Raw genomic sequence first — 26,259 nt, 5'->3', positions numbered from 1 at the left:
GCATCGCAATGAAGCGAACCACACTGATCGGCGGCGGGCTCGCGGCCGGACTCCTCGTCAGCATGACGGTCCCGGCTCCGGCGTTCGCCGCTCCCGTCCAGATCATCCCCTGGGAGGACTCGTTCCAGACCGTGCACGAGGTCGGCGAGGAGGACTGGTGCCCGCCCGACATCGTCGACTTCCCGGTCGCCGAGAGCTGGCAGGGGAGCGGCAAGACCCGGATCACCACCCAGCGCAACGGCATCATCCGCTTCGCCGACACGTACGACACCGTCGCCGAGCTCAGCGCGAACGGCCACACGTTCGTGATCGAGTCGCACGGCAACGTCCGCGACCACAAGATCGTCGACAACGGCGACGGCACGCTGACCATCTCGTTCAAGGACTCGACGCTCTCGACGGCCTGGCTCGACGGCGAGTTCCTGTTCCACGACTCCGGCCAGGTCGAGGGCAGCTTCATCGTCGACCACAACGGCACGCCGGGCTTCCCCGACGACGACGAGTTCATCGGCGTCGACGGCGAGATCCAGCTGCACGGGCGGTTCGACACCGAGGACCGCGACTTCTGCGAGGACGTCGCCGAGTTCCTCGGCGACTGACCGTTCGTCCGCGCGTTCGCGGCATCCGCCTGGTGAGATGGGCGGATGTCGCGATCGTGCGCTCGTCGGCGACGACGCGGTCGGTTGACGCGGCGGCCGCCGGGGCGAACGTCGGTGGTCTCCGACAGAATGCTCTGGTGGTCGGCATCGGCAGCTTCTGGCGCGCACTCCCCGTCGAGGGCAGATGGCTGCTCTCGACGGTCGCGATCCAGACGCTGGGTCGCGGGCTCACGCTGCCCTTCACGGTCATCTACCTGCACGAGGTCCGTGGGTTCGAGCTCGGGCTCTCGGGCGCGTTGATGAGCCTGATCGCGGTCACCGGCCTCATCGTCACCGGCCCGGGCGGTGTGCTCATCGACCGATACGGAGCGCGCGCCGTGCTGCTCGGCGGCCTCACCGCGATGATCGCCGGGTGCACGCTGCTGGCGTTCGCGACGCATCCGGGGGTCGCGGCGGTCGCACTCATCCTGATGGGCGTGAACTTCGGGGTGTCGTGGCCCGGCTTCAATGCACTCATCGCCTCGGTGGTCGACGGCGACCTCCGTCAGCAGTACTTCGGCGTGAACTTCGCGCTCATCAACCTCGGCATCGGCGTGGGCGGCATCCTCGGCGGGTTCTACGTCGACGTGACTGCTCCCGAGACCTTCACCGCGATCTTCCTGGTCGACGCGGCCAGCAGCCTGGTCCCGATGGCCCTGCTGCTCGGCCCGCTCCGGCACGTGCGCCCTCGGGTTGCCGAACCGACCGACGAGGCGCCGGCCGAAGGCAGCTACCGAGAGCTCCTCCGCCGACCGCCCGTCGTGTGGCTCACCGTGCTCACCTTCCTGGCCATGTTCATCGGCTACGGCCAGATGGAGGCCGGATTCCCGGCATTCGCCCGGCAGGTCGCGGAGGTCTCGACCCGGGTGATCGGGTTCTCGTTCGCCGTCAACACCGCGGTGATCGTCCTGCTCCAGTTCGCGGTGCTGAAGCGCATCAGCGGCCGGCGCCGAACCCGCGTGATGATGGTGATGGCGGCGGTCTGGGCGGGATCGTGGCTGCTGCTCGGCGCCACCGGCCTGCTGCCCGGCAGCCTGGCGGCCGCGATCGGCGTGCTGGCGTTCATGGGCGTCTTCGCGTTCGGCGAGACGCTGCTCCAGCCGACGGTGCCGGCGATGTACAACGACCTCGCCTCCGACCGCAATCGGGGCCGCATCAACGCGATCAACTCCGCGGCGTTCCAGGGCGGTGCCATCACCGGGCCGATCGTCGCCGGGCTGCTGCTCGACCTCGAACTCCAGGCCTGGTACATCGCCCTCATGGTGCTCGGATGCGTCGGCATCGGCGTGCTGGCGTCCGTGCTCGAGCGGCACGTCTCGCCCGCCGTCAACGGGGTGACGGCGACCGCCGACGCCGTCGAGTAGCGCCGCTCCGCCTACTCGTCCACGATCTCCGCGTCGATCACGTCGTGGTCGCCGCCCTCGGGCACGTCACCCGTCTCGGGCGCCCGCGTGACCTCCAGGTGGTCGCCGCTCGACGCGAGTCCGACCACGACCGTGTCGCCGTCGCGGATCTCGCCCGCGAGCAGCGAGCGGGCGAGCCGGTCGGCCACCTCGGTCTGGATGAGCCGGCGCAGCGGGCGCGCCCCGTAGAGCGGGTCGTAGCCGCGCTCGGACAGCCAGGTGCGTGCGTCGGGCGTGACGCCGAGCTCGAGGCGTCGCTCGTGCAGCCGCGCCGTGAGCCGGTCGATCTGCAGGTTCACGATCTCGCCGAGCTCGTCGTGGCTGAGCGCCGAGAACACGACGAGGTCGTCGAGCCGGTTCACGAACTCGGGCTTGAACGCCTGCCGCACGGCGGCCATGACCGCGCCCTCCTTCTCGGTCCACGTCATCGTCGGATCGATGAGGTACTGCGAGCCGAGGTTGGACGTGAGCACGAGGATCACGTTCCGGAAGTCGACCGTCCGGCCCTGGCCATCCGTCAGCCGCCCGTCATCGAGCACCTGCAACAGCACGTCGAAGACCTCGGGGTGCGCCTTCTCGACCTCGTCGAGCAGGATCACCGAGTACGGGCGGCGACGCACGGCCTCGGTGAGCTGACCGCCCTGCTCGTAGCCGATGTACCCCGGGGGCGCGCCGACGAGTCGCGAGACGGTGTGCTTCTCGCCGTACTCCGACATGTCGATGCGCACCATGGCGTGCTCGTCGTCGAAGAGCACCGCGGCGAGCGCCTTGGCGAGCTCGGTCTTGCCGACGCCCGTCGGCCCGAGGAACAGGAACGAGCCCGTGGGGCGGTCAGGATCGGACACGCCCGCGCGGGCGCGGCGCACCGCGTCGGCGACCGCGGTGACCGCGTCCCGTTGCCCGATCACGCGACGGCCGAGTTCCTGCTCGAGGTGCAGCAGCTTCTCGGTCTCGCCCTGCATGAGCCTGCCGACGGGGATGCCGGTCCACTGCGCGATGACGGCGGCGATGTCCTCCTCGGTGACCTGCTCGTTGACCATGCGCGGCTCGTCGGGCGCCTGCTCGGCGCGCTCGGCCTCGTCGAGGTCGCGCTGCAGCTGCGCGATGGTCTCGTACTCGAGCCGTGACGCGGTCGCGTAGTCGGCCTCGCGCATGGCGCGGTCGCGCTGGGTGATCGCCTCGTCGAGGCGCTTCTTCAGCTCGCCGACGCGATTCAGCGACATCCGCTCGCGCGACCACCGCTCCTCGAGCTGCGCCAGCTCGCGCTCCTGCTGCACCAGGGTCTCGCGGAGGCGCTCGAGGCGCTCCTTGGAGGCCTCGTCCTTCTCGCGCTTGAGCGCGAGCTCCTCGAGCTTCAGCCGGTCGACCTGGCGCTTGAGCTGGTCGATCTCGACGGGGCTCGAGTCGATCTCCATCTTCAGGCGCGACATGGCCTCGTCGATGAGGTCGATCGCCTTGTCGGGCAGCTGGCGGGCGGTGATGTAGCGGTTCGACATGGATGCCGCGGCCACGAGTGCCGCGTCGGTGATGGTCACGCCGTGATGCGCCTCGTACCGGCCCTTGAGTCCGCGCAGGATCGCGACGGTGTCCTCGACGGACGGCTCACCCACGAACACCTGCTGGAAGCGGCGCTCGAGCGCGGCATCCTTCTCGATGTACTCGCGGTACTCGTCGAGCGTGGTCGCACCGATCAGCCGCAGCTCGCCACGCGCGAGCATGGGCTTGAGCATGTTCGACGCCGCGACCGAGCCTTCGCCCCCGCCGGCGCCCATGAGCAGGTGCAGCTCATCGACGAACGTGATGATGCGGCCCTCGGCGTCGTTGATCTCCTTGAGCACCGCCTTGAGGCGCTCCTCGAACTGGCCGCGATACATCGCACCGGCGACGAGGGCGGAGATGTCGAGCGCGACGAGCTGCTTGTCCTTCAGCGAGGCGGCGACGTCGCCGGCCACGATGCGCTGCGCGAGCCCCTCGACGACGGCGGTCTTGCCGACCCCGGGCTCGCCGATGAGCACGGGGTTGTTCTTGGTGCGCCGCGTGAGCACCTGGCTGACGCGGCGGATCTCGGCGTCGCGCCCGATCACCGGGTCGAGCTTGCCCTGCCTGGCGATCTCGGTGAGGTTGACGCCGTACTGTTCGAGCGCCGACTTCTGCTCCTCCTGCGAGCTCGGCGCGCCCTGCATGTTGGCCACGGAGTTCCCTTCTTCAAACTTGAGCCTACTACGCTCAACTTCCCCGAAGGGGTCGGTATTCCGGATGTCGCGCGCTCGCGTGCGTCCTCACGCACGAGCCGGTCCGCTCCCCCGCCCCTCACGCTAGACCGGCCCCGCGACCCTGTCGACGGCTCGGCCGCCCTCGTCGCCGCTCCGACCGGGCCGCCCTCTGCGACCCCCGCGTTCGTGCGGGTGCACCCGCACGAATCCGGGAATCGCGCCCGGCGGAACCCTTTCGCACCGGCCGCCCCTCCGCGAAACCCGCGTTTCTGCGGGTGCACCCGCACGAACCCGGGAATCGCGGCCGGTGGCGAGCAATCGAGGGGACGCCGGGAATCCCGCCGGCCGCATGCGCGTTGCCGTGGAGCAAGGACCCGAACGAGGAGGAACGGATGCCGCTGCAGGGCGAGTACGCGCCGAGCACGTCGAAGTGGGCGCGCGACCAGGCCGAGACCTACGAGGCGACGGGAGGTCGCGAGGCCGGCTCGCTGCGCGGCAGGCCCGTCATCGTGCTGACGACGGTCGGCGCGAAGAGCGGCAAGCTGCGCAAGACGGCGCTCATGCGCGTCGAGCACGACGGCGAGTACGCGGTGGTGGCCTCGCAGGGCGGCCAGCCCGAGCATCCGGCCTGGTACTTCAACATGCTGAAGCAGCCGCACGTGGAGCTCCAGGACGGCGAGGTCCGGCGCGACTACGTCGCGCGCGAGGTGACCGGCGACGAGAAGTCGGTCTGGTGGCAGCGGGCGACCGAGGTCTGGCCGCCGTACGACGACTACCAGGCCAAGACCGACAGGCAGATCCCGATCTTCGTGCTGACGCCGATCGACGTCACCTGAGCCGGCGGATGGCGCGCGCCGGCGGCCTCACAGCCACTGCATGGTGAACGCGCGCGCGAGCACCCCGCGCAGGCCCGGGAGTGCGAGCACCCGCACGGCCGCGTTGCGCGTGCGCAGCCGCAGGCCCGAGGCGGGAGCGCCCATCCGCATGTTGAACGCCGCCTGCCGGGTCGCGCGCAGCGCGGCCGTCCGCCGCGACCGGTCGTAGGCCTCGAACACGTCGATGGGCGCCCCTGCCGCGAGCGCGCGCGCCAGTTCGCGGTCGAGGTGCACGGCGTCGCTCCATCCGAGGTTCATGCCCTGCCCGCCGATCGGGCTGATCTCGTGCGCGGCGTCGCCGACGAGGGCGATGCGGCCCGCCGCCAGCGGCCGAGCCAGGTGCTGCGCGGCCTCGAACGCCGTGGGCGCGCCCGCACCATCGGTCGCGAACGCGGCGCCGGTACGGGTCGCGACGATGGTCGCCATCGCCGTCGCATCGAGCTCGGTCGGCGGGCGGCGCACCCACGCGACCCAGCGGCGGCGGCCGCCGGGCATCGGGAACGATTCGACCACTCCCGCGGGCTCGAAGTGCAGCAGCGCGCTCTGCCGGGCATCGGTGTCGTCGACCGTGTCGCACATCACGTAGCTCGCTCGTCCGCCGCGGCGGTGCCAGTCGGCGCCCATGAGCGAGCGGATGCCGCTTCGCACGCCGTCGGCACCGATCGCATACCGCGCGGCAACCCCCGCGTGCTCGCCCGCCGACGTGCCGCGCAGGACGAGGTGCGTGCCGCGGTCCCGGATGGCGGTGACCTCGAACCCGCGCCGCATGCGCACCGACGGCGCCCCCGCGAGGCGCTCCTCGAGCATCGCCTCGACCTCGCGCTGCGGCAGCGACCGCACGAGGCCCGCCTTGGCGAACCGCATCGCGCCGAGCGTGCGCCCCTCGCACGTGACGCGACCGTCGCGGATCTCGACCGCGCGCCGGCGCACCTCGTCGCCGATGCCCGCGACGTCGAGCGCGCGCAGTCCGGGCGGGTGGATGCCGATCGCCCGGGACGACGCGGTCGCGGGCGGAGGAGTGGGTCGGCGTTCGAGCACGACGACGTCGACCCCGCGCCGCGCGAGCAGGCACGCGAGCAGCAGGCCGACCGAGCCGGCTCCCACGACCGCGACGTCGTGGATCCGGGCGTCCCCGTCGCGGTCGGCCCCGACGCTCGCGTGGGCCGAGACTCGGGCTGGCTCGTCAGTCATCGGCGATCTCGTTGCCCCAGACGAGCTCGAGCCGCGACGGGAACCCGCGCTTGACGCGCCATCCGCTCGGGATCGCCGCGGCGAGTTCGGACGCCGTATGACTGCGCCGGATCGACGTGAGCCCGTCGGGACGGATGAAGGAGCCCGCGAGCGCGTTCCATGCGAACGGCAGCGTCGCCGCCCAGAAGCCCAGGTACGCCGCGCGACCGCGCTCGATGTCGCCGTGCACGCCGATGCCGCCGGGCGCGACGAGCCGCTCGGTGTCGGCGAGGAGGGCTCCGAGCTCGGCGGGCGTGAGGTGGTGCAGGACGTGGTTCGACCACACGACGTCGAAGGTCTCGCCCTCGGCGACGAGGTCGGCCGTGGTCGCGACGCGGGCATGGAACCGCGGGCTCGCGTGCCGCGAGGCGTAGCGGACGGCGCGCTCGTCGGGGTCGATCGCGACGATCTCGAGGCGCAGCCCGTCGCGCTCGGCGTGGCGGAGGATCTCGCGGGGCAGGTCGCCACCGCCCGCGCCGACGTCGAGCATGCGCGCCGCGTGCGTGGTCGCGAGGCGCGGGCGCACCCACTCCTCGTACACCGCGGCGGGGCGCGAGACGATGCGGTTCACGGGGCCGAAGCGGTGGTACGTGCGATCCATCGCGACCAGGTCGGCGGCGGGGTCGTCCATGAGCTCGCGTGCCGTCTCGTCTCGGTGGTCGAGCGTGGCCAGTGCGCGCAGGAGACCCGGTTCGGCCACGGCGGGTCGCGCCATCCTCACCCCTTCACCGTCATGAGCGCCGACTCGACGGTGAGCCCGGGCCCGAACGCCATCGCCGCGACGCGTTCGCCGTCTGCCGACGTCGCCTGGTCGAGGATGTACCGCAGCACGAACAGCACGGTCGCGCTCGACATGTTGCCGAAGTCGCGCAGGGTCGACCGGGCCGGCACGAGCTGCGCCTCCGAGAGCTGCAGCCGTGACTCCACCTTGTCGAGGATGCTGCGCCCGCCCGGATGGATCGCCCAATGCTCGACGTGCTCGCCCGCGACATCCGCAGCCAGCGCCTCGGCCAGGTCGGCGTCGGGCGCGAAGAGGGGCTCGAGCGCGCCGGTGATGTGGTCGTCGATGATCGCCGGCACCGCGTTCGAGAGCACCATCTCGAAGCCGTGGTCGCCGATCTTCCACGCCATGTCGCCCTCGCCGACCGGGGTGATCCGGGTCTCGAAGCGGTCGAGCGAGAGCGCGCGCTCGCCGGATTCCAGCGGACGGGCCGTGACGATGCCGGCACCCGCGCCGTCGGCGAACAGGGACGACGCGACGATGGTGTCGGGGTCGTTCGACGAGCGCAGGTGCAGCGTGCACAACTCGACGCTGACGACGAGCACCACCGCATCGGGGTCGGCCTCGCAGAACTGCACGGCGTTGCGGAGCGCCGGCATCGACGCATAGCAGCCCATGAACCCGAGGTGGTACCGCTGCACGGCAGGCCCGAGCCCGAGGTCGCGCACGAGCATGTAGTCGGGGCCCGGCGCGTAGAAGCCCGTGCACGACACGGTCACGACGTGCGTGATGTCGGACGCCTCGACGCCGGGGGTCGCGGCGATCGCCGCGCGGCCCGCCTCGAGGTAGAGCTTCGTGGCCTCGGTCGCGTAGATCTCGTTGCGCGCCTTCGTGCCGGGCAGCTTCAGCTCGCCGGTGGAGCGGTCGAAGAAGACCGGGTCGTCGCCGAGGTCGTCGAACGTGAGCTCCTCGAGCACGGTGTAGCGCCGCTCGATGCCGGACACGTCGAACGACGTCCCGATGATCCGCTGCGCGAGCCGGTTGAGTCCGGGCTGCTCCCGGAACACGTCGCGCACTGCAGCCTGCGGCAGGATCGTCGGCGGCACCACGGTGGACAGTCCGCGCAGGTGCACCCCCGCGCTCATGCCGCCGGCCTCGGATCGGTTCGTCGCTGCGGCATGGGTGCCCCCTCTCCCGCTTGCAGACTAACCACCGGGAGCCGAGGCGGTCTAGGGAGCCCCGCTGGGTGTCTGCTGGGGACCCGGCCGCTCACCTGGCTCGGTCTCGGTCTCCGCATCCGTCTCGGGCAGGACCTCGGACCAGTCGTCCTTCACGCTCACGACGACGAGCCCGTGCTCGTCGGCTTCGCGGAGCGCCCGTTCGGCGCCGACGTCGTAGGCCTCGTCCCCTCGACCGCCGTCATCGTCGTGGTGGATGAGCAGGCCGAGCGATCGTGGCGCGCGCGTCGTGTAGCGGAGCATCGGCAGGTCGCCGTCCGAGTTGCCTGCGGCGAGGATGGGACGCCGGCCCACGTTCGCGTAGATGCGGACCGGCTTCTGGACGCCGTCGTCGATGATCTCGAACCGGCCCCCGTACCGGAGCTCGTTCGCGTCGGTGTCGTACTCGACCCCGACGGCGGAGCCGATCACCTGGTCGATCGGGATGCCGTAGTACTCGGCGCTGATCGGACGCATGAGGTCGCGGTCGCCGCCGGAGACCAGGTAGCAGGTGAAGCCGTGGTCCTCGAGGTGGCGCAGGAGCTCGTGCATCGGCTGGTACACCGTGCGCTCGTACGGACGATCGAGCGCCGGATGCCGCTCGCGGCGATAGAACTCCGTGGCCTCCGCGTGGTACTCCTCGACGGGTCGATCGCTGACGGTCGACAGGATGGCGTCCATCACCAGGTCCATGTCGTGATCGTCGCCCGCGTGGTGCTGCTCGATCGCCCGGCGGAACCACGCATCGTCACGATCGACCGCGGCACGGTACGGCTCGCGCTCCTTCAGCGACGAGTCGGCCTCCACCTCGGCGCGCCACTGCTCGATGACGAAGTGCAGCTGCGTCGGCACGGGCTTCTCCACCCAGAGCGTGCCGTCGTTGTCGAAGACGGCGATGCGCTCCTCCTCGGGGAGCGCATCGGGCCCGTCGCAGACCGAGCCCACGAACCGGAGGATCGCCTCGCGAGCCGGACCGTCGTTCCATGACGGAAGCGCTCTCGTCATGGGCGCCAGACTAGCCGAGCGGCTTCGTCTTCGCGCACGGCAGCGGTCTAGGGAGCTCCGCTGGGTGTCTGCTGGGGGACCCGCGCGTCACCCGACAGCCAGCGGAGGAACCGCGCGCCGGGATCGCGGTCGAGCAGGACGTCGCGCACGAGCAGCGTCAGGGGGATCGACAGGATGGCGCCGAGCGGTCCGATCACGAACGTCCAGAACACCACCGAGACGAAGCTCAGCGTCAGCGAGAGGTCGACGGCGTCGCTGACGAACTTCGGCTGCACGAGCACCTGGAGCACCACGTTGACGACCGAGTAGATCGCGAGCACCGCGATCATGAGCGGCACGCCGCCGACCACGAACGCGAGCACGGCGGGTGGAATGACGCCGAGCACGAACCCGATGTTCGGGATGAAGTTCGTGACGAACGCGAGGATCGCCCACACGGCCGGCACCGGGATGCCGAGCGCCCACAGCGCGAGCCCGTCGATGACCGCCACCACGGCGCCGAACGACGCGTTGACGACGTAGTAGCGGCGCACCGACGCGTTGTACGCGCGGATGCGGTCGATCGCCGGGCGCACGCCGCGACCGAGCGCCTGCTCCGCCCGCCCGTACCGCGCGGCGTCGGCCGCCATGAAGATCACGTAGGCGAGCACGAAGAAGGCCGCGGTGACGAAGCCCACGAGCCATCCGCTCGCCCCCTGCACCAGGTCGAGCAGGGCCGCCGGATCGAGCGCGCTGGAGGTCGCGTCGGCGACCTGCTCGCCGAGACCCACGGACGACAGCCAGTCGACGACGGATGCCGCGGCGGCCTGCAGGTCGTCGAGGACGTCGGTGACGAGTTGCGCGAACTGGACGCCCGCGAACACGAGCAGCGCGGCGAGCACCCCGAGGATCAGGTACGCGACCGCCACGACGACGATCGTGGCGGCCCATCGCGGCCATCCGTGACGCTGCAGCGGATGGCGCAGCGGATGGACGATGATCACGAGCACGGCGCCGAGCGCGAGCGGCGCCACGATCTCGCGCGCGAACCAGAGCGCGCCGAGCGCGAGCAGCGTCGCGATGACGACGACGGCGGCGCGCAGGCTCGGCGACGGGGCGGCCGGCGCTCCCTGATCGCTCACGGCACCACGATACGGGCGACCCCCGCCGCCGGGCTCACGGCACGACGATGTCGAACGACGGGTCGCCCGGGACGAGCACGGAGAACACCTGGTCGAGCACGCCCGCGTCGCCGACGACGACGATGCCGGCGCTCTCGCGGTCGCCCCCGAGCAGTGCGAGCAGGCGCGGCTTCGTCAGCGTCACCGTGGCCGCCGCGGTCGCGGCATCCGCCGGCCGCTCCACGGAGACCAGCACGCCGTTGCGGAGGGTGACCCGGAAGTTCCGGCCGAGGTCGGAGAACCCGAGGTCGAACGCGACGTCGAGGTCCCAGGCGCGCGGACCGTCGACGGTGATCGAGATCGCATCGAGCAGCTGCTCGGGCGAGAGCTGCGTCAGGAGCTCCGGGGCGTGGCTCGCCGCAGGCGTGCCGAAGTTCCCGACGCGCAGCTCGGTCGCACCCGACAGGAAGAAGTTGCGCCAGATACCGTTCTCGGCGCCGTACGCGAGCTGCTCGAGCGTGTCGGCGTAGAGGGCGCGCGCCGCCGCGTGCCCGGCATCGGCGAAGACCGCGTGGTCGAGCAGGGTCGCCGCCCAGCGGAAGTCGCCCTCGTCGTACGCGGTGCGGGCGAGCTCGACCACGCGGTCGAGGCCGCCGATCGCCGCGACGTACCGCTCGGCGAGCGGCTTCGGAGGATGCGGCCAGAGCCGGGCGGGGTTGCCGTCGAACCAGCCCATGTAGCGCTGGTAGATCGCCTTCACGTTGTGGCTCACCGAGCCGTAGTATCCGCGCGTGTGCCAGGCGTGCTCGAGCGCCGGCGGGAGCCGGAACTCCTCGGCGATCTCGGCCCCGGTCATCCCTCGGTTCATCATCTGCAGCGTCTGGTCGTGCAGGTACGCGTAGAGGTCGCGTTGGAGGCCGAGGTACTCCCGGATCTCGGCCGCGCCCCAGGTCGGCCAGTGGTGCGAGGCGAACACCACGTCGGCCCGGTCGGCGTACCGCTCGATCGCCTCGGTGAGGTACCGCGACCACACGCGCGGGTCGCGCACGAGTGCGCCGCGCAGGGTGAGCAGGTTGTGCTGCGTGTGCGTGGCGTTCTCGGCCATGCAGAGCGCCCGCAGCTGCGGGAAGAGGAAGTGCATCTCGGCCGGCGCCTCGGTCCCCGGCGCCATCTGGAACTCGATGTCGATGCCGTCGATCGTGTGCGTCTCGCCGGTCTCGCGGATCTCGAGCGTCGGCGCGAGGATGCCCGGCTGCCCCTTCGAGGTCGACTGGCCGAGCCCGGCGCCGACGGCCCCCTTCGGGCCGCGGTCGAGCGCCGCCCCGTACATGTACCCCGCGCGGCGCGTCATCGCGACGCCCGCGTAGACGTTCTCGGCCACGGCCTCGGCGACGAAGTCCTCGGGCGCGATGACCTGGACATGCCCCGCCTCGACCTCCTCCTTCGTCGTGACGCCGAAGACGCCGCCGAAGTGGTCGATGTGGCTGTGCGAGAAGATGACGGCCGTGACCGGCCGGTCGCCGCGGTGCGCGCGATAGTGCGCGAGCGCGGCGGCGGCGGTCTCCTTCGAGATCAGCGGGTCGATGACGATCACGCCGCTGCGGCCTTCGACGAAGCTGACGTTCGAGAGGTCGAGCCCACGCACCTGGTAGATGCCCTCGACCACCTCGAAGAGGCCGCCCTTCGCCACGAGCGACGACTGCCGCCAGAGGCTCGGGTTCACCGTGTCGGGCGCGTCGCCGACGATGAAGTCGAACTCGTCCGCGTCCCACACGACCGCGCCGTCCGCGCCGCGCACGACGGTCGGGTCGAGCGGGGCGACGAGGCCGCGTCGGACGGCCTCGACGTCGCGCGTGTCGTCGAACGGCAGGGATGCCGCGACCTCGCGCTGCTGCGCCCGGATCGGCTCGGTGGCCTCGTTCTGCTGCACGTGCGTCCTCTCCCTGGTCGCGGACGCGCAGCCGACAGCGCAGGGCACGAGCCCTGCGCTGTGCCGCTCCACGTCCCCCCGCGTCCGACCCTAATGCGGGACGGAGGCGGGGGGAAGGGTCCGGATCGTTCGCCTCAGCCGAGCAGCTTCGCCTTCGCGGCCGCGAACTCCGCGTCGCTCAGGATGCCCTGCTCCTTGAGCGTGGCGAGTTTCTGCAGCTCGGCGACCACGTCGGTGCCGCCGGCCGCCGCGGGCGGGGGCGGGGGCGCAGCCTGCTGCGCGGCGGCCTGCTGCGCCTGGTACTGCTGCTGCTGGTACTGCTCCGCCTCCCACTGCTGCTGGGCGGCCGCCTGCTCCTGCGCCTGCTGGTCGGCGTACCGCTCGTTCTGGCGGTGCGCGACCCTGCCGCTGACCGCGGTCGCGGTTCCAGCGACCACGGCCGTCCGTGCTGCCATGCCGATCAGTCCCGGCCGGCCTCCTCTGCCCAGTGGCATGACTGTCCTCCCCCTATTCCACGTCCGCCGCGGCGGCGAACACCTCGTTGACGACCGTCGCGGGGATGCGCTCGACCTGTAGCACCTCGCCGCCGGATGCGGCGAACGCCGACGCGATCCGCTTGGCCCACAGCAGCTCGATCGCCATGATCGCGCCGGCCATCCCCGGCGGAATGCCGTCGGCGAGGGCGTCGATGTCCTCGTCGCCGATGATGCCCGAGGCCTCGAGCTCCACGACGGTGAAGCCGTACTCGTCGCGGAACTCCTCGAACTCGCGGATCGTCACGCTGCCGTCCTCGGCGCGCGCGACGATGAGCAGGTCGAGCAGGCGGATCTCATCGCCCACCATCAGGTCGCCGAGCGCCGACAGCGTCGCGTCGTCGGGCCTGTCGCCCTCGAAGCTCACGACGTAGATGTCGACCGGACCGTACTCCAACTCGGCCATGCGATTCCCCCTTGCTGATCGAGGCTCACAGCGGCGGTGCCGCCCCCACGATTCAAGCCCTCGCCGCCCGCGCGCTCACGTGCCGAAAGTCCCGAGGTTCCGCGAGCCCGTCGCTATGGTGACGCTCAGGGGGCGGCTCGTCCCCTGTCATCGACTGGAAAGGCGCACCCCCGTGGACTTCTGGGACAACTTCTGGAACTTCGTATGGATCTTCTTCTGGAGCTTCGCATTCATCGCCTACCTCTTCGCCCTGTTCGCGATCATCGGCGACCTCTTCCGTGATCACGAGACCAACGGCTGGGTCAAGGCGATCTGGATCATCTTCCTGATCTTCCTGCCGTTCCTGACCGCGCTGGTCTACCTCATCGCCAGGGGCGACGGGATGGCGCGCCGCTCGGCGAAGCAGGCGGCCGACATGCAGGCGCAGACCGACCAGTACATCCGCCAGACGGCCGGCGGGCACAGTCCGTCCGACGAGATCGCCAAGGCGAAGGCGCTGCTCGACGCGGGCACGATCAACGCGCAGGAGTACGAGGCGCTCAAGGCGAAGGCGCTCACGCACACCGCGTGAACCGGGGGGAACGGAACGGCCGGGCGCGAAGGCGCCCGGCCGTTCGGCGTGTCAGGCCGTGACCGCCACGACCCGGCGCGGCACGACCGAGCCGGTGTTCCGGAGGAACAGGATGATCCAGCTGAAGATGAGCAGGCCCGCGACCAGCTCGACGGCCGTGAGGTTGTAGTACCCGGTGAAGAAGAACACCGCGAGGACGACGATCACGACGACGTACGCCCAGCCGACGAGCACGAAGACGCGCGGCATCGTCGGGAGGAACCGGGGCAGGCCGATCACGAGCACGGCGTAGACCACTGCCATGCCCGTCGCGACGGTGTTGTGCAGCGCGAAGAAGTCGTCGACGGGGAAGATGCCGACGCAGGCGAGCAGGATGCCGATGAGCACGAGGCCCCACCGGGCGACGTCACGCCCGCGCCGCTCGGCGGGGGTCACCGCAGGCAGGCCGGCGGTGGCGTAGCGCGCGACGATCGTCACGATCGCGCCCGCGATGATGAGCGTCAGGTTGAACGCCAGCGCCGAGACGTCGTCGGTCATGCCGAGCGCGGAGAGGTTCTTCTCCCACCAGAGCGGGTCGGTGGAGCTGAGCATCGCGGTGATCACGCCCACCACGAGGAAGACGGCGAGGACGAGCGAGAGCAGCATGGGCGTCATCCGCACCGACGACAGGAACGACACGTAGGCGGTCAGCGCGAGCGCCACGCCGAAGAGGGCGGCCGCCGGAACCAGGTACACCTCGGCGCCGAGGAAGCTCTGCTCGAGCACGTCGGCGAGCCCCGTCCAACCGAGCAGCGCGATGACCGCGTGCGCCAGCGCCAGGGCGACCACGTCGAACCAGTGCAACCGCGGGCCGGATTCGTCGAGCGATCCGGGCGCGCGGTCGGGGCCGGCCGGAGCAGGGATCGGCTCGACGGGCACGTCGCGCTCGCCGAAGCGCCGCCGCAGCACCATCCGGCCCGCGACGAACGCCAGCACGGCGACGATCGCGGATCCGATCGCGACGGCGGCGCCGAGCGATCCGGGCCCGGCGATCGGCAGGTCGCGACCCCAGAACAGCACGAGGCCGAGCAGTCCCGACACCACGAACACGCCGGCGCCGACGATGAGCGCCGACGACTCCTCGGACTCGATGGTGCGCGTGGGCTCCCTGAGGATCCCGCCGATCGTCGAGGGCTGCGACATGGGTCCTCCGCTCGAGGCCCGGCGCGCCGTCCCCCGGCGCGACCACCGTGGCCCGTGGCCCCAGCCTGCCAGTCGAGGCGCCCGCCGTCGCCGACTCGACCCGCGACACGCCCTGCGCGGCGCTATCGGCCGATGGGGTCGAGCACCTCGAGCATCGATCCCTGCACGATGCCCGCCCACTCGTAGGCGGCCCGCAGGTAGTCGTCGCGTTCCTCGTCGGCCGCCTCGGCCTCCTCGGGGTCGGCGACCCCGACCCGCTCGGCCAGGATCAGCCGCAGGTCGGTGAGGAAGGTGAGCCATCCCCACGCCTGGGCCTGGTCGAGCTCGATCTCGACGAGTCCCTCGCCGCGGTCGGTGGCCGTGGCATCCCGCACCGACTGGGCCGCCTGCCGCTTGCCGTCGACGAGGCTCTCGCGGGTGTAGCGGGCGAACTCGGTGGCGGATGCCTCGTCGTCCTCGTACGCGGACGGGAACAACCGGCCCAGCGCCGGGTCGTCGTCGCCGCCGAGCAGCAGCACCGAGTCGACCTGATCGGCGAGCTCGGAGAGCAGCATCGCCTCCTCGGTCTCAAGGACGATCCGCACGCCGTCGGCGCCCCCCTCGCGCCCGGCGACGATCACGGCTCGGTCCTCGACACGGTCGCCTGCAGGCCGTAGCCGTGCATCGCCTGCGCGTGCCGCTCCATGGCCTCGCGATTGCCGGATGCCACGACCGCCCGGCCCTCGTGGTGGACCTGCAGCATGAGGCGCTCGGCCTCCTCGCGCGGGTAGCCGAAGTAGCTGCGGAAGACGTAGGTGACGTAGGTCATGAGGTTGACCGGGTCGTCCCACACGATCGTCTGCCAGGGCAGGTCGGGTCGCGCGGCCTCGTCGGTGACGAGGTCGGCGTCGAGCTGCTCGATCGTGGACGTCACCCATCCAGACTGTCACGGACCCTGCGAGGATCGCACGTCCCCCGTGGGATCCCGACCGAGCGCGTAGGCGACGGCCTGCGACAGGTCCATCGCCATGCCGGACCGGTACAGCGGTGCCAGGTCCTCGCGCGTGGGATCCAGCTGGTCGATCGTCAGGCCGCGGATGCGCGTCATCTCGTGGTCCACGATCCTGGCGCCCGAGGAGTCCCGGAGACCACGCACGGCCCCCGCGAGCCGGGCTGCACGCTCCTCGTCGCCGGCGGCCAGGGCGAGCGCGGATGCCAGCGAGAGGAACAGCACGACCGCGGAGACGTCCCGGTGCGGCGCGAAGAGCTCGAGACCCTCCTCGAGGTAGTCCCACGCCGTCTCGAGGTCGTCGAGCCGGGCGCTGAAGATGGCGACCTCGAACATGCCCCAGCCCATGCCGAACTCGTTGGCCGCGCGACGATAGTGCGTGATGCTCTCGTGGAAGAGCTCGAGCGCACGTCTCGGGTCGTCGTCGAGATCGGAGACCGCCAGCGCCCTGCCCCACGTGATGTTGCCGAGCCCGTCCTCGTCGGCGAGTTCGCGGTAGATCGCCTCCCCCTCGTCGTAGAGCCCGAAGACCTCGCGGCGGGCCTCATCGGTGACGCCCGCCTCCAGGGCCGCGACGGACTGCCCGATCGCCGAGTTGTAGATCGCGTTGGCGATCTCGCCGGGGTCGCCCAGCTCGCGCTGGATCGCGAGCGCCTCCCGGTAGGGCGGGACGCAGAGATCGATCTCACCCTGCCACCAGTACACGCCGCCGAGCGCCTCGAGCGCCCGCGCCCGATGCCGCGGTTCGCCGCCGGGAAGCGCGACGACCGTCTCGAGCCGGCTCCGCCCTTCGTAGAGATGGCCGCGCGACTGCCAGAACCGCCATGATGCCGCGGCGAGGCGCAGGGCGAGATCGGTCTCCCCGTGCACCGCCGCCCAGTCGAGGGCCGTGCGAACGTTGTCGTGGTCGGCGTCGAACCGGTCGAGCCACTCCGAGCGAGCCTGGCCCATGAGGTGCGCCGCGACCTCCTCCGCCCAATCGGCGTACGCCTCGAGGTGCCGGCGGTGCGCCGCCTCCCCTGACCCGCTCTCCTCGAGCTTCAGCAGCGCGACCTCGCGGATCACGTGCAGCGTCCGGAACCGGGCCCGGCCGCCGGGCGCCGCGACCTGTCGCAGCAGTCCCTGGTCGACGAGCTGGGCGAGCCCGCTCAGGAGGTCGACGTCGACGTCGTCGCACACCCGCTCGATCTGCTCGAGGTCCGCGCCGCCCGCGAACACGCCGAGCCTCGCGAAGAGCTCCTGCACTGGCGGATCGAGCAGGTCGTGGCTCCAGGCGATCGCCCCCTCGATCGTGCGCTGGCGCTCCGGGAGGTCGACGGTCCCCGTGCCCGGCCGCGCCGGATCCAGCCGGGCGAGGATCTCCGGGACCGGCAGCAGCCGCACGCGGGACGCGACGAGCTCGATCGCGAGCGGCAGGCCGTCGAGTCCGCGTACGAGCTCCGAGACCGATGCGACGTTCTCCGGGGTCACCGCGAAGTCCGGTCGCACCGCCATGGCCCGATCGACGAACAACGCGACCGCGTCGGAGTCCGCTGCCGCGACCGGGTCGTGCCGAGGAGGCAGGTCCATCGGCTCGAGCGGCATCTCCTGCTCGGCTGCGATGCGGAGCGGACCGCGCGACGTGACGAGGAAGCGGGACCTCGGCGATGCCGTCACCAGGTCGGCCACGACGGATGCGGCGGGGATGACCTGCTCGAAGTTGTCGAGGATGAGCAGCACCTCCCGGTCGGCCAGCCGGTCGAGGAGCGCATCGCGCGGCGGCCGGTTGCCGGGCGCCGCGTCCTCGCCGAGCGACCGGAGCACTTGCGACGGGACGACGTCGGGGTCGTCGACGGGCGCGAGGTCGACGAAGTACACGCCGTCGCGGAAGCTCGCGCCGATCTCGACGCCGACCTGCACCGCGAGCCGGGTCTTGCCCGTTCCACCCGTGCCCGTGATGGTCACCACGTGCGAGGACTCGAGCAGTTCCCGCACGCGGACGCTCTCGCGTCGGCGACCGACGAAGTGGGTGACCGGCGAGGGCAGGTTGTTCGGGACGGCCTCGAGCGATCGCAGGGCGGGGAACGTGCGATCGAGCCCGTCGATGTCGAGCTGGAAGATCAGTTCGGCCTGCGAGAGGTCCCTCAGGTGGTGCCGGCCGAGCTCGTGCATCGCGACGCCGCCCGGCAGCTCGTGCTCGACGAGCGCGGCGGTCGCCGCGGAGAGCACGACCTGGCCGCCGTGCGCGCTCGCCATGATCCGGGAGGCGCGGTGCACGTCGAGCCCGATGTAGTCGTCGCCGCCGAGGAGGCCGAGGCCCGTGTGGAGTCCCATCCGCACTCTCGGCACCAGTCCGTCGGGCCACGCGTGCGCGGCGAACGCGCGCTGGGCGTCCGCCGCAGCCGCGACGGCGTCGACGGCCGAGGAGAATGCCGCGAAGAACCCGTCCCCCTCGGTCTTGACGACCGTTCCGCCGTGGTCGGCGATGGCGCCACGGAGGAGCCGGTCGTGGTCGGCGAGCAGCGCAGGCCAGCGATCGGCGGCAGCCTCCAGCAGACGGGTCGATCCCTCGACGTCCGTGAACAGGTAGGTGACCGTCCCCGTCGGGAGACGACGACGACTTCGTGAAGCCGTGGTGGTCACCCTTCGAGAGTGGCACGACCCGGGCTCGTCCGCACCCTTCGCGCCGGTGCGTCAGCGGACCGACGCGGTGACCGTGAACTTCGGGTTCCGGGCGACCTGGCGCGTCGGGCCGACGAGCCGCTCGAGGAGCGGGCGGTAACGCAGGTGCGAGTTCCAGACGCACCACAGCTCGCCGCCCGGCTCGAGCACGCGCGCGGCGTCGGCGAACAGGTGGGTCGCGATCCCGGTGTGGACGGCCGCGTCGGAGTGGAACGGCGGGTTCAGCACGACCAACCGCTCGCTCGCGTCGGGCAGGTGCTCGAGGCCGTCCGCGCGTGCGACCTCCACCCGGTCGGCGACGCCGTTCGCTTCGGCGGTCAGGGCAGCGGATGCCGCGGCCGCCGCGCTGCGGTCGGACGCGTGCACCACGACACCCGGGCGCCCACGCGCGAGCCACGCCGCGACGAGGCCCGAGCCGCACGCGAGATCCACGGCGGTCGCGGCATCCGGGACCGCGTCGTCGAGCACGTCGAGCAGGAACCGCGTGCCGATGTCGACACCCGCACCGGCGAAGACGCCGCCGTGGGCGACGACCGTGAGCCCGAGCGCCTCGTCGTGCGCCCGGCGGGGCCACGACTCGCGGCGAGCTCCGCCGGCGGGCGCCCCGAGCGCTCCCGAGGCGATCAGCACGCGCGACTTCTGCCGCGCGTGCGTCACGTCGACGCGGGCGAACCGCGCCCCGAGCACGTCGTTCATCGCGAGCGACATGTGCTTGATCCGGCCACCCGCGAACACCCGGACGTCGGGTTCCGCGTGCGCGGCCACGAGCTCGGCGACCTCGTCGAGCCGGTCGAGGGAGCGCGGCAGCCGCATGAGCACGACCCGGGCGCCCGCGACGATCGGCGGCGCGAGCGGAAGGCTGCGCGGGCGAGCCTCGGCGGGCACGCCGAGCCGGGCGGCGTTCTCGGCGAGCGCGCGCTCGCCTGTTACCGGATCCTGGTGCACGCGGACGTCACGTGCGCCCACCGCGACCGCGCCGAGCGCGAGGGCGCCGTACGCGTCGTCGATCACGACGACCTCGCCGTCGTTCGCAGCGGCGAGCGCGGCCGCCGCCTCGTCGAGGATCAGCCGGTCCGCGGCATCCGCTGCCTGCAGCCCCGGCGCCTCGAGATCGGGATGGCGCCGCAGCAGGTCGAGGTCGATCACGGGTCGGAAGCTCGGCCGCGCTTCTCGCGCCCTGGCGGGTCCGGAGCCGGTTCCATGATGGGCCGCGTCGACGGGATGTCGTACAGCGTCGAACTGCGGGCGTACATCGATCCGTTCTCGTCCGGGGCCGAGCCGTCGGCCTCGGAGTACGTCTCGTGCTCGACATCGGCCTGACCACGATCCGGCTCGGTCTCGAGGAGCGGGGTGCGCCGCGCCGCGCCGGGGGGAACGAGCTGCCCGATGAACTCCGTCCACTCGGCGCGCTCGAACCGCTGCGTGCGGCCGGCGATGAGCACCGTCCACCCGTCGGCATCCTCCGCGAGGCGTCGCCCGCGGCGCACGTCGGCCATCCAGCCGTGCTCGACCGGTCGCCACCGCACCAGCTGGACGCCGTGACCACGCACCAGGCGGACTCGTCCCATGCGACCATTCTCCCGCCGCGCCGAGTGGCCTGACTGCACGGTTGACAAAACGCAACCCCCTCGCCGCGGAGTGCGCCCCTCCACATGATGTGGCCATCCGAAGGAGGAGGCATCATGAGCGCCACCGATCGAACGACGAGGCGATACGCGCAGACCGCCGTCCAGAAGGCCGCCCTCATCGTGGGCATCGTGTTCCTGCTGGTCGGCATCGCGGGATTCATCCCCGGACTGACCTCGAACGTGGACCGCATCGTGTTCGTGGGGCACGGCTCGGAGGCGCTGCTCCTCGGCGTGTTCCAGGTGTCGATCCTGCACAACATCGTCCACCTGTTGTTCGGCGTCGTCGGCCTGTGGGCGGCGACCTCGTTCGCCGCTTCGCGCAACTTCCTGATCTGGGGCGGTGCGGTCTACGCGCTGCTCTGGCTCTACGGCCTGCTCGTCCCCGTCGACAGCGCGGCGAACTTCGTGCCGATGAACGATGCCGACGACTGGCTCCACCTGGGGCTCGCGGTCGGCATGATCCTGCTCGGGCTCCTGCTCGGTCGCCGGCAGGCGGTCACGGGAACCGCGCGGGCCTGACCGCGGCCGACGTCACCCCGCATGCGGTGCCCGGCATGCGGTGCCCGGCACCGCGTGGAAGCGGGCGCGGCGGCGGCTCTCGACCCCCCGGAGCTTCGCCGCCGCGCCCATCGCCCCATCCACGACACGAGGCTAGACGGCGGTCGTGCGCTGTCGCGCGGGATTGACCCGCCCCCGTGGACGGTGTACGCGCGCCTCACGACTCGGGTCGTCCACCCCTTCCGATGCGGCCTCGGGCCGGGGGTCGTGGCCCTCCGACCCATGCGGCGACCAGTCCCGTTTGCTACCCTCGGGCCCCGATGCGACATTCGGCGCAGTTCCAGGGGGAGCGCCGCGCGGCGAGGGGATCGACCGCACGGCGCTCATCGCGTGCGCCCGGACCGCGTCGCACCTCCCGGTCCGGCTCGTCGTCGCCGATCGCTGCGACCTCGAGACCGGCACGGCCCGACCGCGTGCGCCCCGCCCGCCATCGCGGCATCGCCGCGCTCGCCGCCACCGTCGCCGTGGGCGGCCTCCTCGCGACCCTCGCCGTCGCTCCGCTCACCGGTCCGTCGATCGCCGTGGCCGACAACGCCGTGGCGGCGCTGTCACCGTTCTCGAGTGCCGCGCAGCAGGTCACGGTCGACGGCGACATCGCGCCGGCCGGCATCTCGCGCGAGGGCTACTCGGCGGCGACCGGGCCCGAGACGCTCGTGGCATCCGGCACCAACTACGACTGGGCCGAGCTCGTGCTCGTCTTCGGCGGCTGGCCGACCACCGACGAGAACGTGCGGCTCATGGTCGAGTGGATGCGCGAGGAGAACGGCCCCGACAACTGGTGGAACCGCAACAACCCGCTGAACAACGGCTACGGGTCGGGCGGCGGGAGCGGCCTCGGCAGCTACGACACGCTCGTCAGCGCGGCGCGATATGCGGCCTCCAACCTGCAGAAGCGCTCGTTCTACGCCGACATCGTCGCGGGACTCGAGGCCGGCACGTCGGCGCACACCACGGCGCAGGCGATCTGGGCATCGCCGTGGGCCGAGAGCCACTACGGCTACGGCACGTGGTGGTCGAGCGCCCCCGTGCAGGTCGTCACCGCGCCGGCGTCGGCGTGGGGCCGCTGAGCCGGCCCTGGCGGCAGATCCCATAGACTGCGATCTATGGGCAGGGGTGTGGCGGATGGCGCGACCGCGCTGATCGCGGATCCGACGCGCGCGCGCATGCTCGCACTCATCCTCGCCAGCCCCGAGGGTCGCGCGACGGTCACGGCACTCGCGGACGAACTCGGCCTGCGCCAGCCGACCGTGTCGCACCACGCCAAGGCGCTGCACGACCAGGGCGTGCTCGAGCGAACACCCGAGGGTCGGCGCGCCTGGTACTCGATCGCACCGACCGAGCTTGATCGCGTGCGGGGCGTGCTGGGCCAGCCGGGCGCTGCGCCGCCCGACGACGCCGTCGTGGATCGCATCGTCGGGGATCTCGCCCAGCGCTTCGCGGGCACGTTCGCACGCGAGACCGTGGCACGGTACGTGCGAGAGAGCCTCGAGCTCGTGTCCGAGCACGCCCCGGGCTCCGCGCGACTGGCCTCCCGGACGGCCGGATTCGCAGCGGAGCGCCTTTCGGCGCTCGCCGCGCAACGCGCGGCTACCCGCGGCACGCCCGAGGTCCTCTTCGTGTGCGTGCAGAATGCCGGACGGTCGCAGATGGCCGCCGCGATCCTGCGTCACCTCGCGGGCGACCGGGTGCACGTGCGCACCGCCGGATCCGAGCCGGCCGGCGAGGTGAGCCCCGGCATCCTGAGCGCGCTCGACGAGATCGGCGTGCCGACCGGCGGGGAGTTCCCGAAGCCGCTGACGGACGAGGTCGTCCGGGCGGCCGACGTCGTCATCACGATGGGCTGCGGTGACGCGTGCCCCGTGTACCCCGGGAAGCGCTACCTCGATTGGGAGCTCGACGACCCGGTCGGGCAGCCGACGACGCGGGTGCGCGACATCCGGGATGACATCGACCGGCGCGTGCGGCAGCTGCTGGCGGAGTTGGACTGAGGACGACGGCCGTACAAGTGAATGCACGATGAATTCCGCGACGTCCGCTTGATCGATACATAGATCACGATCTATGCTTTAGGCGAACCCGCGAGAGAGGTCGCCCATGTCAGACAAGCCCACCGTCCTGTTCGTCTGCGTGCACAACGCCGGCCGCTCGCAGATGGCCGCCGGCTACCTGCGCGAGCTCGGCGGCGACCACGTCGAGGTGCTCTCGGCCGGCTCGGCGCCGAAGGACGAGATCAATCCCGTCGCCGTGCAGGCCATGGCCGAGGAGGGCATCGACATCGCCGGGAACACCCCGAAGGTGCTCACGACAGAAGCCGTGAAGGACTCGGACGTCGTGATCACGATGGGCTGCGGCGACGCGTGCCCGATCTTCCCCGGCAAGCGCTACGAGGACTGGGAGCTCGACGACCCGGCAGGCCAGGGCATCGAGGCGGTCCGCCCCATCCGCGACGAGATCCGCCGGAGGGTCGAGGAGCTGCTCGGCGAGATCCTCCCGGAGCGGGCGCCGGCATGAGCTCGCGCGACGGCCAGCTCGCCCTCGACGACCCGCACGAGGTGCTGCATCGCAGCGCGGAGCACCTCGCCGCCCGCTTCGCCGGGATCGTGAACGCCGAGACCGTCGAGCGGGTCGTGTTCGAGTCGTACGCGGCGCTGCTGAGGACGGCGCGGATCACCGTGCACCTGCCCAGCCTCGCCTCGCGGTTCGCGAACGAACGGCTCACCGCGCTCGCCCAGTCGAAGGGCGTCATCCCCAAGGCCGTGCCCGAGGTGCTGTTCGTCTGCGTGCAGAACTCGGGCCGCTCCCAGATGGCGGCCGCGCTGATGCGCGAGGTCGGCGCGGGCCGCGTGCACGTGCGCTCGGCCGGGTCGCTGCCAGGAGACGACATCCTCCCGTCGGTCGTCTCGGTCATGGCCGAGTCCGGCGTCGACCTCGGCGACGAGTTCCCGAAGCCGCTCACCGACGATGTGGTGCGCGCCGCCGACGCGGTCATCACGATGGGCTGCGGCGACGCCTGCCCGGTCTACCCCGGCAAGCGGTACCTGGACTGGCACCTCGACGACCCAGCCGAACTCGACCTGGACGGGGTCCGCCGCGTGCGCGACGACATCCGCGCGCACGTCGAGCAGTTGCTCAGCGAGATCCTGCCCGCGCTGTCGCGCCCTCGCTAGCCCGGCTCAGCTGCAGCAGCTCGACTGCGGGGCGGCGGATGCCGCGGCCGAGTCGATCGCACAGGAGCTCGCACTCGCACCATCCGCCGGCAGGCTCGAGGAGCACACGCCGGTCGCCGGCAGCGTGAGCTCGACATTCCGGGCCGCCTCGACGTCTCCGGCGATCCAGGCGGTGATCGAGCGCACCTGCTCGTACCCGGTCGCGAGCAGGAAGGTGGGCGCGCGGCCGTAGCTCTTCATGCCGGCGAGGAAGAAGCCCGGCTCGGGGTGCTCGAGCTCGGCGAAGCCGTGCGGCTCGACCGTGCCGCACGTGTGGACGTTGGGGTCGATGAGCGGGGCGAGCCGCTTGGGCGCTTCGACGATCTCGTCGAGCTCGAGGCGGATCTCGCGGAGCATGTCGAGGTTCGGACGGAAGCCCGTCGCGTTCACGACGAAGTCGGTCTCGTGCTCGACGAGCTCGTCGCCGCGGAGCCCGTACAGGTGGACGCCGTCGTCGGTGCGGCCGAGGCGGACCGTCTCGAACCGGTCGACGACGTCGATGCGGCCGGCGTGCACGAGTGCGTCCACCCGGCGGCCGATGTTCGCGCGCGCGACCAGCTCGTCGTCATCCGAGGTGGTGACCCGGATGGCACGGGCGTTCCGGATCAACCAGGTGATGCGCGTGCCCGGCTCCTGCTCGGCGAGCTCGGCGAGGGCGAGCAGGGTGTTCGCCGCCGAGTGCCCGGCCCCGACGACGGTCGTGTGGCGGCCGGTGAAACGAGCGCGCTCACGGCCGAGCACGTCGGGCAGCGCGTGGCCGACCCGGTCGGCGACCTCGGGAAGCCCGAGCGGGTCGAGACCCGACGAGGCCAGGCTGTTCGGCTGCTCGTAGGTGCCCGACGCGTCGATGACCGCGCGCGCCGTGGTCTCGGCGACGCCGTCGGCCGAGCGGGTGCGGAGGAGGAACGGCGTCGACGCGCGATTCGCGGTGCGCGTGCGGTCCATGCCCTGGCGCGTGATCGCGTCGACCGTCACGCCCGTGCGGATCCGCGACGCGATCGGCTCGAGTGCGGCCAGCGGCGTCAGGTACTGCTCGACCAGCTCGGCACCGGTCGGCAGCGACTCCGGCGACGGCAGCTCCCAGCCCGTTGCCTCGAGCAGTCGACGCGAGGCCGGGTCGACGACGTGCTTCCACGGCGAGAACAGCCGGGTGTGGCCCCACTGCCGGATGCTGCTCGCGATCTCGTCGCCGGCCTCGTAGATCACGAAGTCGATGCCGCGTTCGACCAGGTTCGCCGCGGCGGCCAGCCCGATCGGCCCGGCCCCGATGATGGCGACCGGCAGGGTGTCGAGACGGCGCTCCCGCAGGCTCTCGGCGGTGAGATCGATCAGGGTCATTTCGGGCTGCTCCTTGGATATCGATGAACTTCGATATTGAGTGTCTCCACTCCATCGAAGTTTGTCAATATTCAAGCTAGGATGATCCGCATGACGGTGACACTGCTTCCGATGGCCGAGCCCGAGTCCACGGTGTGCTGCGCACCGATCACTCGCGAGACCATCGAGCCCGAGCAGGCCGACCTCCTCGCGCGCAAGCTCAAGGCGCTCGCCGACCCGACGCGTCTCAGGCTGGTGTCGATCGTCGCGGCATCCGATGGTGAGGAAGCCTGCGTGTGCGACCTCATCGAACCGGTCGGCCTCAGCCAGCCGACCGTCTCGCACCACCTCAAGATCCTCATGGAGGCCGGGTTCCTCACGCGCAGCAAGCGCGGCACCTGGGCGTACTATAAGCTCGTGCCGGGCGCGCTCGGCGAGCTGTCGCAACTGCTCGACGTCACGGCATCCCGCTGACCGCGACCGCTCCGGAGCCCCTTGGGGCCGAAGGTCATCGACGCAGGGGCGTCGACATGCGATCATCCCCCCATGGCGACTGATGTCGAGCCGGTTCCACCCGGAGCCGGCGCCCGGGACGGGGCTGGCCTGCTGTTCATCTTCGGAGTGCTCGTCGCGGCGATCTGCGGCGGACTCCGCATGATCGCCGACGGTGCTGCGGGCACCGATCCGACGTTCGACCTGTGGCTGTGGGCCGCGGCGATCGTCACCACGTTCTCGACCGCGGGGGTCATCGCCCTCGTCACCAGGGAGTACCAGTACCATCGCCGGTTCGGCGTGGGCATCGCGCTGATCGCCGCCGGCGTTTTGGCGTCGGCGTGCGTGTGGTTCGTCATCGCCGCGCTGTGACGTCGCGTCGTGA

General features: G+C 71.6%; 27 protein-coding genes. 11 read left to right on the top strand and 16 right to left on the bottom strand.

The window, feature by feature from the left end; all coding sequences use genetic code 11:
* Positions 1-8: 8 nt before the first annotated feature.
* Both ACFQ58_RS03145 and ACFQ58_RS03140 read left to right on the top strand, forming a co-directional pair.
* The gene (locus tag ACFQ58_RS03145) at positions 9-599 is read left to right on the top strand and encodes a hypothetical protein (protein WP_376949446.1); all 591 of its coding nucleotides are present in this window, start codon (positions 9-11) and stop codon (positions 597-599) included.
* Between the two features lie 137 nt (positions 600-736).
* Positions 737-2,002: an MFS transporter gene (locus ACFQ58_RS03140; protein WP_376949444.1), complete on the top strand. Its 1,266-nt coding sequence runs from the start codon at positions 737-739 to the stop codon at positions 2,000-2,002.
* An 11-nt stretch (positions 2,003-2,013) separates the two neighbouring features.
* On the opposite strand, the gene ACFQ58_RS03135 is transcribed toward ACFQ58_RS03140, so the two are convergent.
* Positions 2,014-4,224: an ATP-dependent Clp protease ATP-binding subunit gene (locus ACFQ58_RS03135; RefSeq protein ID WP_376950328.1), complete on the bottom strand. Its 2,211-nt coding sequence runs from the start codon at positions 4,222-4,224 to the stop codon at positions 2,014-2,016.
* Positions 4,225-4,646: 422 nt separating this feature from the next.
* On the opposite strand from ACFQ58_RS03135, the gene ACFQ58_RS03130 reads away from it, so the two are divergent.
* On the top strand, positions 4,647-5,090 hold the full coding sequence (locus ACFQ58_RS03130; RefSeq protein WP_376949442.1) for a nitroreductase family deazaflavin-dependent oxidoreductase: 444 nt from the start codon (positions 4,647-4,649) through the stop codon (positions 5,088-5,090).
* A gap of 27 nt (positions 5,091-5,117) precedes the next feature.
* Here the strand turns inward: ACFQ58_RS03130 and ACFQ58_RS03125 are convergent, their stop codons facing one another.
* The 8 genes from ACFQ58_RS03125 to ACFQ58_RS03090 form a co-directional block, all read right to left on the bottom strand.
* Positions 5,118-6,320 carry an FAD-dependent oxidoreductase gene (locus ACFQ58_RS03125; protein ID WP_376949440.1) on the bottom strand — a complete coding sequence of 401 codons (1,203 nt, stop codon included), beginning with the start codon at positions 6,318-6,320 and terminating at the stop codon, positions 5,118-5,120.
* Positions 6,313-7,074: a methyltransferase gene (locus ACFQ58_RS03120; protein WP_376949438.1), complete on the bottom strand. Its 762-nt coding sequence runs from the start codon at positions 7,072-7,074 to the stop codon at positions 6,313-6,315. The genes ACFQ58_RS03125 and ACFQ58_RS03120 overlap by 8 nt, the downstream gene beginning before the upstream one ends.
* Before the next feature lie 2 nt (positions 7,075-7,076).
* Complete coding sequence (locus ACFQ58_RS03115) at positions 7,077-8,225, bottom strand: type III polyketide synthase (protein ID WP_376949436.1); 1,149 nt, start codon at positions 8,223-8,225, stop codon at positions 7,077-7,079.
* A gap of 84 nt (positions 8,226-8,309) precedes the next feature.
* The gene (locus tag ACFQ58_RS03110) at positions 8,310-9,302 is read right to left on the bottom strand and encodes an HAD family hydrolase (RefSeq protein ID WP_376949434.1); all 993 of its coding nucleotides are present in this window, start codon (positions 9,300-9,302) and stop codon (positions 8,310-8,312) included.
* Between the two features lie 47 nt (positions 9,303-9,349).
* Positions 9,350-10,423: an AI-2E family transporter gene (locus ACFQ58_RS03105; RefSeq protein WP_376949432.1), complete on the bottom strand. Its 1,074-nt coding sequence runs from the start codon at positions 10,421-10,423 to the stop codon at positions 9,350-9,352.
* Between the two features lie 34 nt (positions 10,424-10,457).
* Positions 10,458-12,332, bottom strand: coding sequence for an alkyl/aryl-sulfatase (locus ACFQ58_RS03100; protein WP_376949430.1), 1,875 nt, complete (start codon positions 12,330-12,332; stop codon positions 10,458-10,460).
* Positions 12,333-12,466: 134 nt separating this feature from the next.
* A complete protein-coding gene (locus ACFQ58_RS03095) occupies positions 12,467-12,787 on the bottom strand; it encodes an SHOCT domain-containing protein (RefSeq protein ID WP_376949428.1) in 321 nt (106 codons plus the stop codon).
* 52 nt (positions 12,788-12,839) lie between these two features.
* Entirely contained in the window at positions 12,840-13,271 is a 432-nt protein-coding gene (locus ACFQ58_RS03090; RefSeq protein ID WP_376949426.1) for a DUF6325 family protein, read from the bottom strand.
* Between the two features lie 172 nt (positions 13,272-13,443).
* On the opposite strand from ACFQ58_RS03090, the gene ACFQ58_RS03085 reads away from it, so the two are divergent.
* Positions 13,444-13,842: an SHOCT domain-containing protein gene (locus ACFQ58_RS03085; protein ID WP_376949424.1), complete on the top strand. Its 399-nt coding sequence runs from the start codon at positions 13,444-13,446 to the stop codon at positions 13,840-13,842.
* Positions 13,843-13,893: 51 nt separating this feature from the next.
* Here the strand turns inward: ACFQ58_RS03085 and ACFQ58_RS03080 are convergent, their stop codons facing one another.
* From ACFQ58_RS03080 to ACFQ58_RS03055, 6 genes are all read right to left on the bottom strand, one after another.
* Complete coding sequence (locus ACFQ58_RS03080) at positions 13,894-15,024, bottom strand: hypothetical protein (RefSeq protein WP_376949422.1); 1,131 nt, start codon at positions 15,022-15,024, stop codon at positions 13,894-13,896.
* A 122-nt stretch (positions 15,025-15,146) separates the two neighbouring features.
* Positions 15,147-15,644, bottom strand: a complete 498-nt coding sequence (locus ACFQ58_RS03075; RefSeq protein WP_376949420.1) for a DUF2017 family protein — start codon at positions 15,642-15,644, stop codon at positions 15,147-15,149.
* Positions 15,641-15,937: an ATP-dependent Clp protease adapter ClpS gene (gene clpS / locus ACFQ58_RS03070; RefSeq protein ID WP_376949418.1), complete on the bottom strand. Its 297-nt coding sequence runs from the start codon at positions 15,935-15,937 to the stop codon at positions 15,641-15,643. The genes ACFQ58_RS03075 and clpS overlap by 4 nt, the downstream gene beginning before the upstream one ends.
* 12 nt (positions 15,938-15,949) lie before the next feature.
* Positions 15,950-18,634, bottom strand: coding sequence for an adenylate/guanylate cyclase domain-containing protein (locus ACFQ58_RS03065; protein WP_376949415.1), 2,685 nt, complete (start codon positions 18,632-18,634; stop codon positions 15,950-15,952).
* Between the two features lie 51 nt (positions 18,635-18,685).
* Positions 18,686-19,819 (bottom strand): class I SAM-dependent methyltransferase, encoded by a 1,134-nt coding sequence (locus tag ACFQ58_RS03060; protein WP_376949412.1) that lies wholly within the window; start codon positions 19,817-19,819, stop codon positions 18,686-18,688.
* Complete coding sequence (locus ACFQ58_RS03055) at positions 19,816-20,241, bottom strand: hypothetical protein (protein ID WP_376949409.1); 426 nt, start codon at positions 20,239-20,241, stop codon at positions 19,816-19,818. Before ACFQ58_RS03055 ends, ACFQ58_RS03060 begins: the two co-directional genes overlap by 4 nt.
* 114 nt (positions 20,242-20,355) lie before the next feature.
* Between ACFQ58_RS03055 and ACFQ58_RS03050 the strand changes: the two genes are divergently transcribed.
* The 5 genes from ACFQ58_RS03050 (at position 20,356) to ACFQ58_RS03030 (ending at position 24,026) form a co-directional block, all read left to right on the top strand.
* On the top strand, positions 20,356-20,820 hold the full coding sequence (locus ACFQ58_RS03050; protein ID WP_376949407.1) for a DUF4383 domain-containing protein: 465 nt from the start codon (positions 20,356-20,358) through the stop codon (positions 20,818-20,820).
* Between the two features lie 452 nt (positions 20,821-21,272).
* Complete coding sequence (locus ACFQ58_RS03045) at positions 21,273-21,926, top strand: hypothetical protein (RefSeq protein WP_376949404.1); 654 nt, start codon at positions 21,273-21,275, stop codon at positions 21,924-21,926.
* A 36-nt stretch (positions 21,927-21,962) separates the two neighbouring features.
* On the top strand, positions 21,963-22,847 hold the full coding sequence (locus ACFQ58_RS03040; RefSeq protein ID WP_376949401.1) for a metalloregulator ArsR/SmtB family transcription factor: 885 nt from the start codon (positions 21,963-21,965) through the stop codon (positions 22,845-22,847).
* Between the two features lie 106 nt (positions 22,848-22,953).
* Entirely contained in the window at positions 22,954-23,370 is a 417-nt protein-coding gene (locus ACFQ58_RS03035) for an arsenate reductase ArsC (protein WP_376949399.1), read from the top strand.
* On the top strand, positions 23,367-24,026 hold the full coding sequence (locus ACFQ58_RS03030) for an arsenate reductase ArsC (protein ID WP_376949397.1): 660 nt from the start codon (positions 23,367-23,369) through the stop codon (positions 24,024-24,026). The genes ACFQ58_RS03035 and ACFQ58_RS03030 overlap by 4 nt, the downstream gene beginning before the upstream one ends.
* Positions 24,027-24,032: 6 nt before the next feature.
* Here ACFQ58_RS03030 and ACFQ58_RS03025 read toward each other — a convergent pair whose 3' ends face one another.
* Positions 24,033-25,403, bottom strand: a complete 1,371-nt coding sequence (locus ACFQ58_RS03025; RefSeq protein WP_376949395.1) for an NAD(P)-binding domain-containing protein — start codon at positions 25,401-25,403, stop codon at positions 24,033-24,035.
* A gap of 90 nt (positions 25,404-25,493) precedes the next feature.
* Between ACFQ58_RS03025 and ACFQ58_RS03020 the strand changes: the two genes are divergently transcribed.
* Positions 25,494-25,856: a metalloregulator ArsR/SmtB family transcription factor gene (locus ACFQ58_RS03020; protein WP_376949393.1), complete on the top strand. Its 363-nt coding sequence runs from the start codon at positions 25,494-25,496 to the stop codon at positions 25,854-25,856.
* Positions 25,857-25,928: 72 nt separating this feature from the next.
* A complete protein-coding gene (locus tag ACFQ58_RS03015; RefSeq protein WP_376949391.1) occupies positions 25,929-26,246 on the top strand; it encodes a hypothetical protein in 318 nt (105 codons plus the stop codon).
* The last annotated feature ends 13 nt before the right edge of the window (positions 26,247-26,259 follow it).

The organism is Agromyces sp. NPDC056523 (genome assembly GCF_042794545.1).
Classification (GTDB): Bacteria; Actinomycetota; Actinomycetes; order Actinomycetales; family Microbacteriaceae; genus Agromyces.
Note: the sequence above shows the minus strand (reverse complement) of the source record. Positions and strands in the feature narration are given on the sequence as shown.

Excerpts from the sequence above, each read along its gene's own strand:
- ACFQ58_RS03125 (WP_376949440.1), bottom strand. The coding sequence starts at position 6,320 with ATGACTGACGAGCCAGCCCGAGTCTCGGCCCACGCGAGCGTCGGGGCC.
- ACFQ58_RS03130 (WP_376949442.1), top strand. The coding sequence starts at position 4,647 with ATGCCGCTGCAGGGCGAGTACGCGCCGAGCACGTCGAAGTGGGCGCGC.
- ACFQ58_RS03030 (WP_376949397.1), top strand. The coding sequence starts at position 23,367 with ATGAGCTCGCGCGACGGCCAGCTCGCCCTCGACGACCCGCACGAGGTG.
- ACFQ58_RS03090 (WP_376949426.1), bottom strand. The coding sequence starts at position 13,271 with ATGGCCGAGTTGGAGTACGGTCCGGTCGACATCTACGTCGTGAGCTTC.
- ACFQ58_RS03015 (WP_376949391.1), top strand. The coding sequence starts at position 25,929 with ATGGCGACTGATGTCGAGCCGGTTCCACCCGGAGCCGGCGCCCGGGAC.
- ACFQ58_RS03135 (WP_376950328.1), bottom strand. The coding sequence starts at position 4,224 with ATGCAGGGCGCGCCGAGCTCGCAGGAGGAGCAGAAGTCGGCGCTCGAA.
- ACFQ58_RS03095 (WP_376949428.1), bottom strand. The coding sequence starts at position 12,787 with ATGGCAGCACGGACGGCCGTGGTCGCTGGAACCGCGACCGCGGTCAGC.
- ACFQ58_RS03025 (WP_376949395.1), bottom strand. The coding sequence starts at position 25,403 with ATGACCCTGATCGATCTCACCGCCGAGAGCCTGCGGGAGCGCCGTCTC.
- ACFQ58_RS03040 (WP_376949401.1), top strand. The coding sequence starts at position 21,963 with ATGGGCAGGGGTGTGGCGGATGGCGCGACCGCGCTGATCGCGGATCCG.
- ACFQ58_RS03110 (WP_376949434.1), bottom strand. The coding sequence starts at position 9,302 with ATGACGAGAGCGCTTCCGTCATGGAACGACGGTCCGGCTCGCGAGGCG.
- ACFQ58_RS03115 (WP_376949436.1), bottom strand. The coding sequence starts at position 8,225 with ATGAGCGCGGGGGTGCACCTGCGCGGACTGTCCACCGTGGTGCCGCCG.
- ACFQ58_RS03035 (WP_376949399.1), top strand. The coding sequence starts at position 22,954 with ATGTCAGACAAGCCCACCGTCCTGTTCGTCTGCGTGCACAACGCCGGC.
- ACFQ58_RS03120 (WP_376949438.1), bottom strand. The coding sequence starts at position 7,074 with ATGGCGCGACCCGCCGTGGCCGAACCGGGTCTCCTGCGCGCACTGGCC.
- ACFQ58_RS03080 (WP_376949422.1), bottom strand. The coding sequence starts at position 15,024 with ATGTCGCAGCCCTCGACGATCGGCGGGATCCTCAGGGAGCCCACGCGC.
- ACFQ58_RS03055 (WP_376949409.1), bottom strand. The coding sequence starts at position 20,241 with ATGGGACGAGTCCGCCTGGTGCGTGGTCACGGCGTCCAGCTGGTGCGG.
- ACFQ58_RS03050 (WP_376949407.1), top strand. The coding sequence starts at position 20,356 with ATGAGCGCCACCGATCGAACGACGAGGCGATACGCGCAGACCGCCGTC.
- ACFQ58_RS03145 (WP_376949446.1), top strand. The coding sequence starts at position 9 with ATGAAGCGAACCACACTGATCGGCGGCGGGCTCGCGGCCGGACTCCTC.
- ACFQ58_RS03020 (WP_376949393.1), top strand. The coding sequence starts at position 25,494 with ATGACGGTGACACTGCTTCCGATGGCCGAGCCCGAGTCCACGGTGTGC.